The sequence below is a fragment of the Wolbachia endosymbiont of Cardiocondyla obscurior genome (assembly GCF_902713635.1).
GTDB classification, from domain to species: domain Bacteria; phylum Pseudomonadota; class Alphaproteobacteria; order Rickettsiales; family Anaplasmataceae; genus Wolbachia; species Wolbachia pipientis.
Map to the genome: position 1 here is coordinate 1 of NZ_CACTIU010000031.1, position 14,369 is coordinate 14,369.

Sequence of the window (14,369 nt, forward strand, 5' to 3'; positions counted from 1 at the left end):
CATAAATATACAGACTTACAACTTTTGGTTGGTAATACCATAATGGAAATTTATCATTCATTTTAGAAAATACTATATTGCATTCCTGAGCATTTTGATTCATCATTCTCTTTGTGAAAAACATTCCAAACTTTCTCTCCACTTTTTCTGGGTAAGGTCAGTCAAACCTCCATTTTTTTTATATCAATTTATTACTTTTTTTTCGGTTTGACACACTTTTTTGAACATTCCCAACGAAAAAAGAAAAACAAGGTTTAATTTTCTTTTTTATTTGCGATTTATCTATTAATTAACCGTGAAAGGTTACGTGTAATGCTTCTTCACATAATTATCAATAATTGCCTTAAATTCTTCAGAGACATTATCACCTTGTAAAGTTTTGAAATATTTGCCGTTTTTGTAGACTGCTGAAACAGGTTTTTCTCCATATCCAGGTAAGCTGATTCCCAAATTTGCGTGTTTGCTTTCTCCAGGACCATTTACTATGCATCCCATAACAGCAATGTTCATATGCTCTACACCTGGATTTTTTTTCTTCCACATCGGCATATGAGTTTTTATATAGCCATTCACCTCTTCAGTTAATATACGAAAACGATCGCTACTCGTGCGCCCACAACCAGGACATGAATTAACCTGAGGGTTAAAGTGTCGCAAGCCTATAGACTGCAATATTTCCTGACACACCACCACTTCATTAGTACGCGATTCACCAGGACGTTGAGTCAAAGAAGCCCGTATTGTATCTCCAATGCCATTTTGCAATAAATAAGTAAGCCCTGCTGCGGTATTTACCACACCTTTATTGCCCATACCAGCCTCAGTTAAACCCAAATGCAGCGCATAATTGGAAGATTTTGCAAGTGCCATATAAACTAAAATTAAATCTTGTACTTTGCTAACTTTACATGAAATGATTATTTTGTTTGAATTTAGACCAATTTCTTCAGCTTTTTTTGCACTATCAAGAGCAGACATTACAAGTGCTTTGCGCAGTATAACGTCAGAAGGCCTTGAATTACTAAGCAAAGAGTTTTCATCCATCAATTTTTGCAAAAGGTATTTATCAAGACTACCCCAATTTACCCCAATTCTAACCGGAAGATCGTGCATTATTGCATACTCTATAACCCTTTCAAACTTCTCATCACGTTTGTTGCCAAAACCTATATTGCCTGGGTTTATCCTAATTTTACCCAGCATTTTGATGTTGTCTGGATAATCTTGAACTAATTTATCTAGCTCATACTGACCACAGCCTACCAATATTTTACCGTCAAAACCTTCTTTATTTATCTCTTCTACTATATAAGGTATGGCTCTTGCTACCTCCTCTGAGTTCAAGGCAATTCGCACCAATTCTGAACCTGTACGCGCTAGTTCTGTTATTTCTTTTGCATAATGTTTTGCGCTACTTTTTATATTATCAGAATCTATATGCACACCAAGCGCCATAGATTGTACAACTACAGGATTATTTCCGCCTATCTTTACTTTTCCAACTTCTACAACATGAGTCTTGTGCCTGGAAATCGGCAATAATTCATATGCATCATCATTCAATATCAGGTCTTTATCTAGCATATTATTAATGGCCAATATTGTGATACTATTTTACTGTGTCAGCTACACTGCCAAATGAACTTGAACCATTCAAACTATAAGCATCTACGTTATCCAAATTAGCAATAGAATCATGTGAGCACGTTCTTCTTGATGGAGTTTCTTTTATAGTGACATTTATAGGAGAAACTTTCTTTTCTCGTGTTGAAGTAACTTTCTTCTCTTCTTGTTGTTCACTTTCATGCTGCTTATTTTCATACTGGAAAACTGACTCTTGATCTATAAATACAGCACCCCTTAAACGTGCGATATTAATACCATGCTGATTTATCATAGTGCTCTCTTCATCGTCGACTATGCAAGCTTCCATGTCATTTGGCTCATTATCAAGACTAGCAATTTTTTTCTCTTTTAATTTTTTGATTAGATCTTCTTTATTTATAGCTCGATCTTGTAATTTTTTTTTCTTGAGCAATTCCCTACGCTTCTCATACAGTTTATATGACTCAGCAAAATCCTCATCTGTATGAAAGTTTGCACCACCAGGGTTACCAGGAGGTATGTATCTCTTACTGAGCTTAGATTTAGCTTCAGCACTATGCACAGTAAAAAAGCTAGAAACCAAAAACATTAATATAAATAAAATTTTAGAAAAAACCCTAAGCATATGGTGCTATAGTAAATATCGTGTTTTAAAAGATAGCAATTAACAAACTTTAAGTAAACCAGAATCTTTACTAACTTTACAATACAAATATTTTTCTAAAAAGTGATATGTTTGCTATCAAAAAAACCTACGCAGACTAAGAGAAGAGTAAGGTGTTACAAGTTGCGTAACACCTTTTCAAGAAAAGTGTTATGCAGCTATATGTTTGCAACTTTTAAGTTATTCTGTAGTTTTTCAGTACCATCGGTAGTATCTACATTACTAAGTTTTGCGTCTGGCGTATCTTTAGATAAGTCGTTTTTCTTCTCTTTATCAAGCTTAACTCCCTGATAGATACAGAATGCAACAAAACTAGTTATTGCTATTGCGGCAACAGCACTGACTATGATACAAATTGCCATTATTTTTTGTTGATCTGCTACTGCCTCTGCAAGTGTTTCCACTTTTTCTTGCAGGCCGTTTAAGTGCTCTTGCATAGCTTGAAACTGCTTAGTACCAATCTTGTCTTCTAATGCACTAAAAACTTTTTCAAACTGCTCAACATCTATCTTTTGAGCTTCTTGCCATTCTTTTAATGCACTAAATACCTCTTCAAACTGTTTAGCATCTATCTTTTGAGCTTCTTGCCATTCTTTTAATGCACTAAATACCTCTTCAAACTGTTTAGCATCTATCTTTTGAGCTTCTTGCCATTCTTTTAATGCACCAAAAACTTTTTCAAACTGCTCAGCATCAATTTTTTGACTTTCTTGCAATTCTGTTACACCTAACCAATTGCACAAAATTCCTTTTACCATTTTAACCCCCTAGTTAATTAATATATTATAATTTTACATTCCCAATGTTTAAATTATTATTAAATTAACTGTCATTATGTATTGACCTTTTAATAATTTTGTTTGACTTGCTTTTTGAAAGTGCGGAAACTTAAATTAAGGTATTACAAGATTGTTATTCAACCAATATCTCTCTTTTCCCTGAGTAATTTGGAGCGCTGACAATACCTTCCTTTTCCATTCTTTCAACGATGTTTGCTGCTCTGTTATAGCCTATTCTAAGCTGCCTTTGAATGTAACTGGTTGAAACTTTTTGATCTCTTTGAATGATGGCCACTGCTTGGTTATAGAGGTCATTTTCTTCATCCTCCGTTTCATCGTGTGACTCTGTAGAAGAATTTTCATCTTCTTTAGTGATTTCCTCCATGTAGTTTGGCTCACCTTGCATTTTCAGATGATCAACTATATCTTGCACCTCATTATCACTTACAAATGGGCCGTGAACTCGAATGATCTTACCACCAGAGGCCATATAGAGCATGTCACCCATGCCGAGCAATTGTTCAGCCCCTTGTTCGCCAAGTATTGTACGGCTATCTATCTTAGAAGTAACAGCAAAACTGATTCTCGTTGGAAAGTTCGCCTTTATCACACCTGTGATCACATCCACAGATGGGCGTTGTGTTGCCATTATGATGTGTATTCCTGCAGCACGAGCCATCTGAGCTAAGCGTTGAATAGAGCACTCTATTTCTTTGCCGGCAACAAGCATCAAATCTGCCATTTCATCCACGATCACTACAATATATGGAAATGTTTCCATCTTGATTGGTATTTTTTCAAACAGAGGTTTGCCTGTTGTTGAGTTAAAGCCAATCTGCACAACGCGCTCCAATTCTATTCCACTATTCATCGCTTCTGTGATTTTTTGATTATAGTTTATAACATTGCGTACATTCAAATACGACATCATGCGATAGCGGTTTTCCATTTCTTTCACGATCCACTTAAGAGCGACTACAGCCTTTTTTGGCTCTGTTACTACTGGCGTTATTAGATGTGGTATTGCATCATATATTGAAAGCTCAAGCATTTTGGGGTCGATCATTATCATCTTGCATTCGTCAGGACTTAATCGATAAACGAGTGAAAGAACCATAGTGTTAATCGCAACTGATTTACCAGACCCTGTGGTTCCAGCAACGAGCAAGTGAGGCATTTTAGTTAGATCTGCAATAACTGGTTTTCCACTTATTTCTTTGCCAAGCGCAATTGGAAGATTTAAGTTTGCATTTTGGTATTCTGGTGATTCAAGCAAATCACGCAGCATTACAATTTCCCGTTCCTTGTTCGGCAACTCTATTCCCATAGCATTTTGCCCACGAATTATTGAAATACGTGCAGAGAGTGCACTCATCGAACGTGCAATGTCATCTGCAAGGCCAATTACTCTTGCAGATTTCGTACCAGCTTGTGGTTCAAGTTTGTATAAAGTCACAACCGGCCCATAGCATACACTGATAATTTTTCCTTGCACGCCAAAATCACTCAGGACTTGTTCCAGCAGAGATAAATTTTTATTGCTCTCCATCTCATTCAGCTGCTTTCTCTGCAAAGACTCTTCTGCTTTAGAAAGTAAATGGATACTTGGAAACTCGAACTCACTGGAAGGTTTAAAAATTTCTTCAGTCTGTCTTTTTCTTGGTTGCTGTCTAGTAGTGACTTGAGCTTTATGTTTTTCTTCTACTACTAATGGTGCAACTGAATATTCAGCAGTTTTACGTGATCTGAAGAATAGAACATTTACAAATAAGCAAGCTATTTTTTTGAATAGGAAAAATATAGAGTAAGTTGTTCTCTTCCAACCAACCAATCCTACAAGACCTATTGATGTTACTATCACAAATACATAAAACGGACAGTGATTAACGAGTACATTCCCTATTATTCCACTGTGTCTGTACCTTGCAATGACGCCTAGCGAAAGTTGTGGTAATATAGCACATATCCCTAAATTGATTAATATTAAACAGAGAATTTTCAGCAGCCTTTTTGCTGGCCTGAAGATCAACAAGTAAACTATGGTTGTAGCTATTGTAACACTAGTTAATCCGAGAAATTGAACCAATATATCAGCTAAATATGAACCTACTATTCCACCTAAATTTGTCACTTCCTCATTTGTAGCCGTGTTTAAGGAAGGATCTTTATAGTTATAGCTAAAAACTGATATATATATTAAAAAGGATAGATATATTGCTGATTTTAGATATTTTTTTAACATCTACCTAAAGTAGTAAGCTACTGTATATTTTACAAAGTGAATTGTTATTAGCAATATCATTATAGATAAATCTAATCCGTTGAACGGTGGTATATATCTTCTAATAATCTTTAGTGGTGGATATGTCAATTGGTTCAAGATGTGCATTATGCTACTGACAGTTTCATTATATATGTTCACCATATTAAGTTTAACCAGCCAGTTTAGGACAACCCAACATATTAGAATGAAGCTATAAAGATCAAGTAACGTATTGAGTAGATATATGATTGGATGCATACATATCTATTACACGAAAGTTATATAAAAGACAAGTATTTAGCCTTTTCAAACTCAAAATGTTGTTTTTGCTGAACCAAAAAAAACTTCATTTTTTGAGCTGCGCAAAGCCACCTAAAGTAGAGAATGGACAAGGAAGGAGGGGTGTATAATATATATTAATGTTGATATTTATTTCTTATAAATATCATCTCTATGTCCTATCTCTGTGATAGTCACTATATGATCTAATTGATTTACTCTGTAAATTACACGATAGTCACCAACTCTTAGCCTTCTACATCCTTTTAAGTTATGATGTAGTGGTTCACCAAAATTTATTGGGTCAACTGTAAGACGTTCTTTTATAGCCTTTTGAACTCTTAGCCTTATTATCTTTGGAAGGTTTGGTAAATCTTTTTCAACAACACTCTTTAGAGACTTAACCTTGTAACGCTCTAATCCCACTTAATATCTTCAAAATCAACTGTTTCTGCACCTTCAACATCACGCTCATCAGAAATTTTAGATACTAAAAAATCCTCCATTTCAAGCTCAACTGCTTCTCTAAATAGTTTTCCTGCTAATTCTTGAACGGGCTGTTTAGTAAATTCAGATAATTCAGCAAGATGCTTTAAAGTTTCTTCGCTAAGAGCTATGTTAATGCCTGAATTTGCCATATGTTTTACCAAAGTCCACTAATAATTATACAACATTTTTTTTAATTTTTCAATAAAGAAAGGAGTGGTGTATAAAAATATATTTAATGTTTCAGTAGGTCCAATATTGCCTGCTTGTAAATATTGTCCCTGTGTCCTATTGAAACAATAATTACTATACGTTTTACAGTATTTACACGGTAGACAATACGATAATCATCAGCAACTTTTATTCTTCTATGTTCCTTTAATCTCTTGCGTAGCAACACACCGTTACCAATAGGATCAGTCTCAAGATACTCTTTTATTGCATCTTTAATACTTGGCTTTACATCTTCCGGCAAGGAAGGCAAATTTCTTTTAAGAACATGCTTTAGACATTTAATGGTGTATTGCTTATTTCCAGATGTCTTCACTATCCTCTACTTCTTCTGCATCATCAGAATTTAACTCCCTAATAATTTTGGAAAATGCAATATCTTCCGCTTCAAGTTCGATTGCTTCCTTGACTAGCTTTTCTGTTAATTTTTGAACAGACTGCTTGGTGGCTCTAGCTAGTTCAACAAGATGCTGCGAAGTTTCTGGGTTGAAAGTTACACTAACTTTTGAATTTACCATAAGTTTTACCAAAGTCTACTACTATAGCTATTTTACAACATTTTTTTTAATTTTTCAATAAAGAAAGGAAGGAAGGAGGGCTGTATAAAAATATATTTAATGTTTATCAAGTAGCCTTCTCATAAATGGTGTCTCTATGTCCTGCTGTAGCAACAAATACCTTATGTTTTGCAATATTTACAGTATAAATAATTCGATAATCACTAACCCTTATTCTTCTATACCCTTTTAGCCTGCCACGTAATGGTTTACCAAATTTAATTGGATCAGTTGTAAGCCGCTCGTTTATCGCTTTTGTAATCCTTGATCTTATTGTTTTTGGAAGATTTAGAAAATCTCTTTCAGTAAAGTTTTTTGAGTAGACAATATCGTATTTCAGTTTATGTCCTCTCCCTTTCAGATAGTACTGTATTCCAGTCTACATCCTCACATTCCTTAATAGTTTTATATAACGCAATATCTTCTACTTCGCACTCGATTCCTTCGATGACTAACCTTTTTGCTAGTTCTTGAACGGATTCCTTGGTGATTTCAGCTAACTTAGTAAGGTTATGTGAAGTTTTTGGGTCAAAAGTTATACTAATTCCTGAATCTGTCATATGTTTTACCAAAGTCTACTAATAATTATACAACATTTTTCTGAATTTTTCAATAAAGGAAGTTGATGATATGTAAGAAAAATTTTGCCACCTGCGTTAATAAATAATTAAAGATTTAGCATATTTATCTACCCTCTATTCTATTACTTAAGTTAGACCACTTTTTTCTATTAATATTTTTTGTTTATAAAGATGAGCAGTTACTCATCACGCAGTTGATCTATGGATATAATACTACCGTTTGATAGTTTTTCAGTACATTTTTCACTTTTGTATTCTTTATCAGAGTCGATACTGATTTTGTCAAATATTAAAACATCTCCTGAAATTTTATCACGAAACTCACTAATAGCAAAAAACGGTATAGTAATTCGCTCTTGTTTTCCTTGAAAACTCAAACTGACGCTAAATTTATCCTCAGAAACTTTTAAATCATAGAATTGATGCTGTAATATAATAAGCATTTGAGTAGGGTATGACTTTTTCAAACGATCTGGCATGGTCACACCATTAAAATATGTGAAAAATAATATTTCTAAGTGAGGGATAAAACCATTACCTGATATAACATCTAAAGTCTTTTTGATAACTTGAAACTTAGCAGAATTAAGCAGTTTTTTGTAATCTGTTTGCTCCATATAACTTTCACATACGTAAATTTTGGGGGAACTTCTGTTACCCGGCGTTCCCTAAACCGTGCTTTAGTAATAAACCGGTTGTGCTAAATTAAGCAGCAACACGATATTCTTCAGCAGCAAAATTATCGTTTGCATTTAAATTATGAACTCTTAGCGGTGGTGTCTAACCGAGCAAAGCTACCATCTTTACTATGCATGTCGATCCTTAATCGCCCCCGTATAATTAAAAAACATGGTGGAGGCGCCGAGTACTGCCCTCGGGTCCAATACACCTATTACAAGGTAATTTTATTGCTATAGTACACAAAATGTACATAGCTATTATATAGCAACATTAAATAAATGTCAAGATATTATGACCTTAAGTTGATTTATTGCTAAAACAAAATTAATATTTCCAGTAAAAAATTCTGTGCTCTTAACCTGACACATATGGCTTTTTGAATACTCCCAATGAAAATATTTATAAATAAATATTTACTCTTCTTTTTTATTGTTTTTAGGTTTTTCTTGATCAACCATTTCTCCACCGATCTCTTTTATTTTTAGTATCAACGACTCTGGTACATACATGTCAATTACTTCTTCTGCTGTCACAAATAAAGCCTGATAAGAGTGTGAATTTATTATCCAATTAGGCAATATGTCTTCTGCTTCTATTTTATACTCTCCCTCTTTTTTGTCATATACTGTGTAGCAATATAAGTGCACAGCAAAAAATAATACATAAGAGAGCAATATTCCTTTAAGCACTCCGAGAAAGATTCCAGTAACTCTATCGATAAACCCCAACCTTATGGGTAATAATATGTACATTAGCCAGTTATTTATTATCATGAATATAAGATTAAGTATAATAAATACAGAGATTGTAGAAAGTATGTTTAGTGTAACTTTAGAATCAAAATATTTACTATAATTTGGAGTGAAAAAATCATAGTGATTAGCTGTCAGAAAGACCGATAAAAATAGAAACATTAGTGCGCATAGCTCTTTTATAAAGCCTCTAGTTACCGAGATTATTACGCATAGAACAACAATGAAGATAATTAGGCTATCGAAAAGCATGTTTTATATCTATATGGTTTTCAAGATATAATAGTTGTAAATAACAAGGTTGTAAAATTAATTGTATTTATGCTGCATCAATTGATCTAAATACCTAGCGATCATGTCAATTTCTAAATTCAAATAATCATTTACTTTGTTGTACTGAAAAGTTGTATTTTCCCATGTATAGGGAGTGATATTTACTGTAAATTCCTGATTAATAACTGAATTCACTGTGAGGGAAACCCCATCTAGTGTAACGGAGCTTTTTTTTGCAACAAATTTAATTAATTCTTGTGGGCACGATAGTTTGATTTCATGAGAATCTAAATTTTGATTAATTGTTAAAAATTTTACTATCCCATCAACATGACCCTGAACCAGGTGGCCATCGATCTTATCGCTTAATCTCATTGCTTGTTCGAGATTTATTTTTTTTCCTATTCTCCACGTATTTAAGTTAGCAACCTTCATAGTTTCTTGAGATGCTTGGACTGTAAATGTATCGCTCATTATATCAACAACAGTTAAACACACACCAGAGCAAGCTATTGAATCTCCTTTATTTATAGAGGATAAATTTTGTGTCTTGATATGGAAAATTTGATCAGAGTTGGAGTGAGTGGTAGTATCAGTTATAGTCCCGATATCCGTGATAATTCCTTTAAACATATGGTGAAAATAAATAATTTTACCATGAAAAATTTTTTACAACAACTTATTTCTATTTTGTTATAGTTAAAGTAATTCTGGTTTACCGACAATTTAAAAAACGACAAATTCGTCATCCCGCTACGTGTTAGCGGGATCTAGAGATACCGTGACGGTATGACGTAGGAAAACTGAGCCTGCACTAGCTATAGGCGCGAGAAAGGGGATCGTTTTCACTTACTTGTTCAATAGATTCTATAGAATATTCAGAATATATGAAATAAGCCAAACTCAGAACACATAATGCAGTTAATATTGGTAACCCTATGTTCAATGCTAGCCCAATACTTTCTCTTTTTTCTGGTGGCACTAATCCTTTTAACATTGACACTTTTCCTAACGGAAAATGCCATAAGCAAAGTGTTGATGCAGATGCTACTATTATAAATAGACAAAAATAAGCCTTTTTTGAGGAAAATACAGTTTTTAACGGTGATTTGAGTGTAATGTTAGTAGGTGGTAGAGTTTTAGCTTCATTTGTTGCTGGTGAAAGATCTTTAATTGGTAAAGGGTTTGTAGATTTATGAGGAGTATTTTCATGTTGTGGAGAAGGTTGTTGTATATAAACACCTGAAACTAATTTAAGCAATTGCTCTTTTTTTCTATATACTTGTTTTTGTAAATATTCTTTACCTAAAAGTGAGTTACTAAGAGGTTGTGGCCTTTCGAGTATCTGTAATACTTCTGATATTTCGCCTGGCTCTAATATTGCATGTAATTGTTTATCTTGAAAGTAAACAATATTGAATACTGAGCTGAAAATATTGCAAAATGTTTCTGGATCTTGATTTTTGTATCCACTCATCACTTCAATAAATATTTTATCGAGTTTTTTCCCCCTGTGCTCAATTTGGTTATCTATCATAGCTACTCTAGCATCATTTTGTGCTTGTTTTATGGCTAATGGTTTTTCTTTCTCTGATAGTTCTTTGGTCTGCTTTTTTGACTTCTTTTTTCTGTTAGCCTTAAAATACTCTGTGTGCGAAGTAGTTTGACCGAAATCAGAAATAAGCATTGTGACGTCTTCTATTCTTCTTTCGTCGATTCCATCTTTTTGTGTTACCTTGTCCTGTTTTGTCTCTTGAAGTGTTGGATGGTAAGTCAAAGCCCTCTGGTTTCGTATGGACAGTTTTGGTGGCTGTTGAAAGAAGAATTGTATTGTATTAAAAAAATTGGATAGCCGAAAAGAAGATCCAAACCAAAAAAAATTGTCACGCATTGCAGCAACAACTATTGGAACCCGCATCACTTGCTTTTTACTACTTGTTAAATTATAGCCAAACAGGCCTGTAACTGGTACGATTTGTTTATTTTGTGCATTTTTTTGGTTAGTTTCACTCTGTTCTTTTTTGTCTTCATTTTCAGTTTTTTCTGCATGTTGTAGCTTTTCATTTAGAAATAACTCGATTTGGTACAAGTTGTCCAGGTTAATGTTTTCAACGTCTGTTTGTAGCGTTATCGTTGTGCCCTGCAGAAGGATTTGAGGCGGAGCACTATTTACGAATTCTTCTACAGTTTTATAACTGTTAGTTTTACAGTAGTTATTATATAGTTCACTGCTTTCTTTGGGCACTTTTATGTTGGCTGTAAATTTTTTTTCCCGGGAAAGGCAGATTTTGAAAAAATCAATTAAAGGGTTTATTCGAAATAATCTTATATTAAAGGTGTCTTTATCTGTTGCTGTTAGCTCAAATGAAAATTTTTGTATATTGCTTTCAATACTTCTCGAGCGAATAGCACTGATCTTAATTGTTTCGCTAGAAAATGCTTTACTTATGTTTCTGGATTTTTCCTTAAAGAGCTTAGGTAAATCCTCTATTTTATACTTATTCTTAGTTTCAGTGTTACTGTTGTGCATAGTTGATACAGCAAATTCATCAACGCAAAGGTAAATAAAAAAGATTAATTAGTCAATAAATTAATAATCAGAATAGGGCAATTTTTCGGATTGTTGATGATATTTAAAATTTCACTATAATGAAAGTTTAAGCCAGCGTTTTTAAGATGAATAAAGAGTTATTAGATGACATACTTTCACTTGAAGATAAAGCAGTTTCCGAAATTGAGAATGCTTCTTCTTTACAAGATTTAGAAAAAGTCAGGCTATCATATTTGGGAAAAAAGGGTGTAATTAAAGCTTATTTTGACAACTTAAAAGAGATAGAAGACGCAGGAAAAAAGCGCAATTTAGGCGAAGTTATCAACGTTTTACGTAATAAGCTAGATCATCTTATCATGAATAAGGAAAATATACTAAAAGCCGAAGAAGTTAACTTTAAATTGCAGAACGAGGCAGTTGATATCACGTTGCCTGCGAGGCCAGAAAAAATTGGCAAGGTCCATCCACTCAGTAAGGTTATAAATGAAGTAAAGCTTATTTTTGCACATATGGGTTTTAAAGCAGTTGATGGCCCTGATATTGAAGATGAATTTCATGTATTTGATGCACTGAATACTCCAAGTCATCATCCTGCGCGAGAGGAGCAAGATACCTTCTACTTAAAGAATAAAATAAACGATAAAAGAATGGTACTGCGCACTCACACTTCATCTGTACAGATTAGAACCATGGAAAAAACAAAAAAATTCCCAATTAAAATAGTAGCTCCTGGTAGGGTATACAGAAATGACTTTGATGCAACTCATACTCCTATGTTTCACCAGATAGAAGGGTTATATGTCGATGAAAACGTCAATATGGGCCAGTTAAAATTTACTATTCATCACTTCCTTAATAAGTTTTTTGGAGATAAAGGGCTGAAAATACGTTTTCGTAATAGTTTTTTTCCTTTTACTGAACCCTCTGCGGAAGTGGACATAAGTTATAAAGGTAGTAAATGGATAGAAGTGCTTGGATGTGGTATGGCGCATCCAAATGTCTTTCAAAATGTTGGAATAGACCATACTAAATACAACGGTTTTGCGTTTGGCATTGGTATAGAAAGGCTTGCGATGCTAAAATATCAAATCAGCGACCTAAGAAGCTTTTACGATAACAAAATCAGTTGGCTTGATCATTACGGTTTTCATTTTTCATCTTTAAGATAAGTGATAAGTAAAACTCATACGTTCGTTATACTTGCTGCAGGGCATGGCAGGCGGATGAATTCAGATTTGCCTAAGGTCCTACACAAAATAGGCAATTTTTCCATGCTTCAGCATGTCATTTACAATGCAAAACAGTTAAATCCTGAAAATATTGCTGTTGTAGTTGATCAGCCTTTAATTGAAAGACTAAAGTGCTTTGAGGATATACAGTTAATTACACAAGAATCAACACTCGGCACGGGAGATGCAGTCAAAACTGCGATGAGAAACCTGAAAGAATTGCCAGATTCGAACATAGTTGTTGTGCAGTATGGAGATACTCCGCTCATAAAAAGCAGCACAATAACTAAAATGGTTAGTTATTTAGAAGGCAAGACTCTAGTTTGCCTAGGTTTTAGGGCAAGCAATAAAGAATATGGTAGGTTAATCATTGAGAATGGTTCCTTAAGAGAAATCGTAGAAGCAAAGAGTGATAAAAATAATCATGAAGAGTTTCTTGCAAATGCTGGAATAATGGTTGCATGTGCAAAGAATTTACGTGAATTGGTAGAGAAAATAGAGTGCAATAGCTCAACTCATGAATATTATTTGACCGATATAGTTTCCATTGCAGTGAAGAGTAATTTAAATGTCGGTTACGTTATTACGGGTGGAGAAGAAGCAACGGGAATAAATAACAGAAATGACCTTATAAAAGCTGAATTTTACTTTCAAGAAAATAAAAGAAAAATTTTTACCGACGCCGGAGTAACACTTGTTGCGCCAGAGACTGTTTTCTTTTCTCTTGATACGCAAATTGCCAGAGATTCAGTGATTTACCCATATGTTTTTTTCGGTACTGGAGTGAAAATAGAGTCTGGTGCGAAAATACTGCCATTTTCGCATTTAGAAAATTGCTTAATTAAAAGTAATGCTGAGGTCGGTCCATTTACCAGAATACGCGGAAACACAACAATTGGTAATAAGGCAAAAATAGGAAATTTTGTGGAAGTGAAAACAAGTGAAGTTGGTCAAAACACTAGAATAAAACACTTAAGTTATATAGGAAATGCTAAAGTAGGGCAGGAGAGTAATATAGGAGCAGGCACTATTGTTTGTAATTATGATGGGAAAAATAAACATGAAACGAATATAGGGAGCAATTGCTTTGTTGGCGCCAATAGCTCACTAATTGCGCCGCTTAATATTCATGATGAATCTGTAATTGCAGCAGGTAGTGTTATAGTTGAGGATGTACCAGAAAAAAGCCTTGCAATAGCAAGAGAAAAGCAAGTAACTAAGAGAATAAAGTAGTCTAATTTAATTATGTTGTTGTGTCATTTTTAATATTAGACTTCTTGCATAACCATATAACAAACTTTTATTGGGAATAGAAACAAAAAAACTTCCTTGACAAACTCCGCCAGCCCCCTTATCATAACAGTGAAGCTATTGTATTTGCTTTCGCCAATCTGCAGATTAAAAGGTAAGGATTACTTAATGTATCGGCGTCTTATGT

Annotated in this window: 17 protein-coding genes and 1 other RNA gene; 2 read left to right on the forward strand and 16 right to left on the reverse strand. The window is 34.0% G+C overall.

The genetic code is table 11. The features are described 5' to 3' along the window. Positions 1 to 303: 303 nt before the first annotated feature. The 16 genes from ispG to WOCAOBSORBRA_RS03215 form a co-directional block, all read right to left on the reverse strand. On the reverse strand, positions 304 to 1,584 hold the full coding sequence (ispG, locus tag WOCAOBSORBRA_RS03140) for a flavodoxin-dependent (E)-4-hydroxy-3-methylbut-2-enyl-diphosphate synthase (protein ID WP_155968264.1): 1,281 nt from the start codon (positions 1,582 to 1,584) through the stop codon (positions 304 to 306). A gap of 25 nt (positions 1,585 to 1,609) precedes the next feature. Further along, positions 1,610 to 2,230 carry a TRP75-related protein gene (locus tag WOCAOBSORBRA_RS03145; protein ID WP_070356736.1) on the reverse strand — a complete coding sequence of 207 codons (621 nt, stop codon included), beginning with the start codon at positions 2,228 to 2,230 and terminating at the stop codon, positions 1,610 to 1,612. Between the two features lie 197 nt (positions 2,231 to 2,427). Next, entirely contained in the window at positions 2,428 to 3,027 is a 600-nt protein-coding gene (locus WOCAOBSORBRA_RS03150; protein WP_246165614.1) for a hypothetical protein, read from the reverse strand. Positions 3,028 to 3,181: 154 nt separating this feature from the next. Further along, positions 3,182 to 5,290: an FtsK/SpoIIIE family DNA translocase gene (locus WOCAOBSORBRA_RS03155; protein WP_174515917.1), complete on the reverse strand. Its 2,109-nt coding sequence runs from the start codon at positions 5,288 to 5,290 to the stop codon at positions 3,182 to 3,184. Further along, positions 5,291 to 5,569 carry a YggT family protein gene (locus WOCAOBSORBRA_RS03160; RefSeq protein WP_006279515.1) on the reverse strand — a complete coding sequence of 93 codons (279 nt, stop codon included), beginning with the start codon at positions 5,567 to 5,569 and terminating at the stop codon, positions 5,291 to 5,293. It abuts the gene before it with no gap. A 171-nt stretch (positions 5,570 to 5,740) separates the two neighbouring features. Continuing rightward, positions 5,741 to 6,016 (reverse strand): type II toxin-antitoxin system RelE family toxin, encoded by a 276-nt coding sequence (locus tag WOCAOBSORBRA_RS03165; RefSeq protein WP_007550684.1) that lies wholly within the window; start codon positions 6,014 to 6,016, stop codon positions 5,741 to 5,743. After that, positions 6,007 to 6,228, reverse strand: coding sequence for a hypothetical protein (locus tag WOCAOBSORBRA_RS03170; protein ID WP_006279415.1), 222 nt, complete (start codon positions 6,226 to 6,228; stop codon positions 6,007 to 6,009). Before WOCAOBSORBRA_RS03170 ends, WOCAOBSORBRA_RS03165 begins: the two co-directional genes overlap by 10 nt. 83 nt (positions 6,229 to 6,311) lie before the next feature. Further along, positions 6,312 to 6,623, reverse strand: a complete 312-nt coding sequence (locus WOCAOBSORBRA_RS03175; RefSeq protein WP_174515918.1) for a type II toxin-antitoxin system RelE family toxin — start codon at positions 6,621 to 6,623, stop codon at positions 6,312 to 6,314. Continuing rightward, a complete protein-coding gene (locus tag WOCAOBSORBRA_RS03180; protein ID WP_095742622.1) occupies positions 6,604 to 6,825 on the reverse strand; it encodes a hypothetical protein in 222 nt (73 codons plus the stop codon). The genes WOCAOBSORBRA_RS03175 and WOCAOBSORBRA_RS03180 overlap by 20 nt, the downstream gene beginning before the upstream one ends. A gap of 106 nt (positions 6,826 to 6,931) precedes the next feature. Then, a complete protein-coding gene (locus WOCAOBSORBRA_RS03185; protein ID WP_310732675.1) occupies positions 6,932 to 7,237 on the reverse strand; it encodes a type II toxin-antitoxin system RelE family toxin in 306 nt (101 codons plus the stop codon). Then, on the reverse strand, positions 7,206 to 7,424 hold the full coding sequence (locus tag WOCAOBSORBRA_RS03190) for a hypothetical protein (protein WP_006279413.1): 219 nt from the start codon (positions 7,422 to 7,424) through the stop codon (positions 7,206 to 7,208). The genes WOCAOBSORBRA_RS03185 and WOCAOBSORBRA_RS03190 overlap by 32 nt, the downstream gene beginning before the upstream one ends. Positions 7,425 to 7,624: 200 nt before the next feature. Further along, on the reverse strand, positions 7,625 to 8,062 hold the full coding sequence (locus WOCAOBSORBRA_RS03195) for a ClpXP protease specificity-enhancing factor SspB (protein WP_006279412.1): 438 nt from the start codon (positions 8,060 to 8,062) through the stop codon (positions 7,625 to 7,627). A 23-nt stretch (positions 8,063 to 8,085) separates the two neighbouring features. Next, positions 8,086 to 8,415, reverse strand: a transfer-messenger RNA (tmRNA) gene (ssrA, locus tag WOCAOBSORBRA_RS03200). Between the two features lie 124 nt (positions 8,416 to 8,539). After that, positions 8,540 to 9,130: a CvpA family protein gene (locus tag WOCAOBSORBRA_RS03205; protein ID WP_015588828.1), complete on the reverse strand. Its 591-nt coding sequence runs from the start codon at positions 9,128 to 9,130 to the stop codon at positions 8,540 to 8,542. A gap of 57 nt (positions 9,131 to 9,187) precedes the next feature. Continuing rightward, positions 9,188 to 9,784, reverse strand: coding sequence for a riboflavin synthase (locus WOCAOBSORBRA_RS03210; protein ID WP_010082169.1), 597 nt, complete (start codon positions 9,782 to 9,784; stop codon positions 9,188 to 9,190). 181 nt (positions 9,785 to 9,965) lie between these two features. Then, positions 9,966 to 11,681, reverse strand: a complete 1,716-nt coding sequence (locus WOCAOBSORBRA_RS03215; protein WP_155968270.1) for a hypothetical protein — start codon at positions 11,679 to 11,681, stop codon at positions 9,966 to 9,968. A 146-nt stretch (positions 11,682 to 11,827) separates the two neighbouring features. Between WOCAOBSORBRA_RS03215 and pheS the strand changes: the two genes are divergently transcribed. Continuing rightward, positions 11,828 to 12,871 (forward strand): phenylalanine--tRNA ligase subunit alpha, encoded by a 1,044-nt coding sequence (gene pheS / locus WOCAOBSORBRA_RS03220; protein WP_174515919.1) that lies wholly within the window; start codon positions 11,828 to 11,830, stop codon positions 12,869 to 12,871. Further along, complete coding sequence (gene glmU, locus WOCAOBSORBRA_RS03225) at positions 12,872 to 14,164, forward strand: bifunctional UDP-N-acetylglucosamine diphosphorylase/glucosamine-1-phosphate N-acetyltransferase GlmU (RefSeq protein ID WP_155968274.1); 1,293 nt, start codon at positions 12,872 to 12,874, stop codon at positions 14,162 to 14,164. Positions 14,165 to 14,369 lie beyond the last annotated feature (205 nt).

Excerpts from the sequence above, each read along its gene's own strand:
- WOCAOBSORBRA_RS03210 (WP_010082169.1), bottom strand. The coding sequence starts at position 9,784 with ATGTTTAAAGGAATTATCACGGATATCGGGACTATAACTGATACTACC.
- ispG (WP_155968264.1), bottom strand. The coding sequence starts at position 1,584 with ATGCTAGATAAAGACCTGATATTGAATGATGATGCATATGAATTATTG.
- WOCAOBSORBRA_RS03190 (WP_006279413.1), bottom strand. The coding sequence starts at position 7,424 with ATGACAGATTCAGGAATTAGTATAACTTTTGACCCAAAAACTTCACAT.
- WOCAOBSORBRA_RS03160 (WP_006279515.1), bottom strand. The coding sequence starts at position 5,569 with ATGCATCCAATCATATATCTACTCAATACGTTACTTGATCTTTATAGC.
- WOCAOBSORBRA_RS03170 (WP_006279415.1), bottom strand. The coding sequence starts at position 6,228 with ATGGCAAATTCAGGCATTAACATAGCTCTTAGCGAAGAAACTTTAAAG.
- WOCAOBSORBRA_RS03155 (WP_174515917.1), bottom strand. The coding sequence starts at position 5,290 with ATGTTAAAAAAATATCTAAAATCAGCAATATATCTATCCTTTTTAATA.
- WOCAOBSORBRA_RS03145 (WP_070356736.1), bottom strand. The coding sequence starts at position 2,230 with ATGCTTAGGGTTTTTTCTAAAATTTTATTTATATTAATGTTTTTGGTT.
- WOCAOBSORBRA_RS03215 (WP_155968270.1), bottom strand. The coding sequence starts at position 11,681 with ATGCACAACAGTAACACTGAAACTAAGAATAAGTATAAAATAGAGGAT.
- WOCAOBSORBRA_RS03195 (WP_006279412.1), bottom strand. The coding sequence starts at position 8,062 with ATGGAGCAAACAGATTACAAAAAACTGCTTAATTCTGCTAAGTTTCAA.
- WOCAOBSORBRA_RS03180 (WP_095742622.1), bottom strand. The coding sequence starts at position 6,825 with ATGGTAAATTCAAAAGTTAGTGTAACTTTCAACCCAGAAACTTCGCAG.
- WOCAOBSORBRA_RS03150 (WP_246165614.1), bottom strand. The coding sequence starts at position 3,027 with ATGGTAAAAGGAATTTTGTGCAATTGGTTAGGTGTAACAGAATTGCAA.
- WOCAOBSORBRA_RS03205 (WP_015588828.1), bottom strand. The coding sequence starts at position 9,130 with ATGCTTTTCGATAGCCTAATTATCTTCATTGTTGTTCTATGCGTAATA.
- pheS (WP_174515919.1), top strand. The coding sequence starts at position 11,828 with ATGAATAAAGAGTTATTAGATGACATACTTTCACTTGAAGATAAAGCA.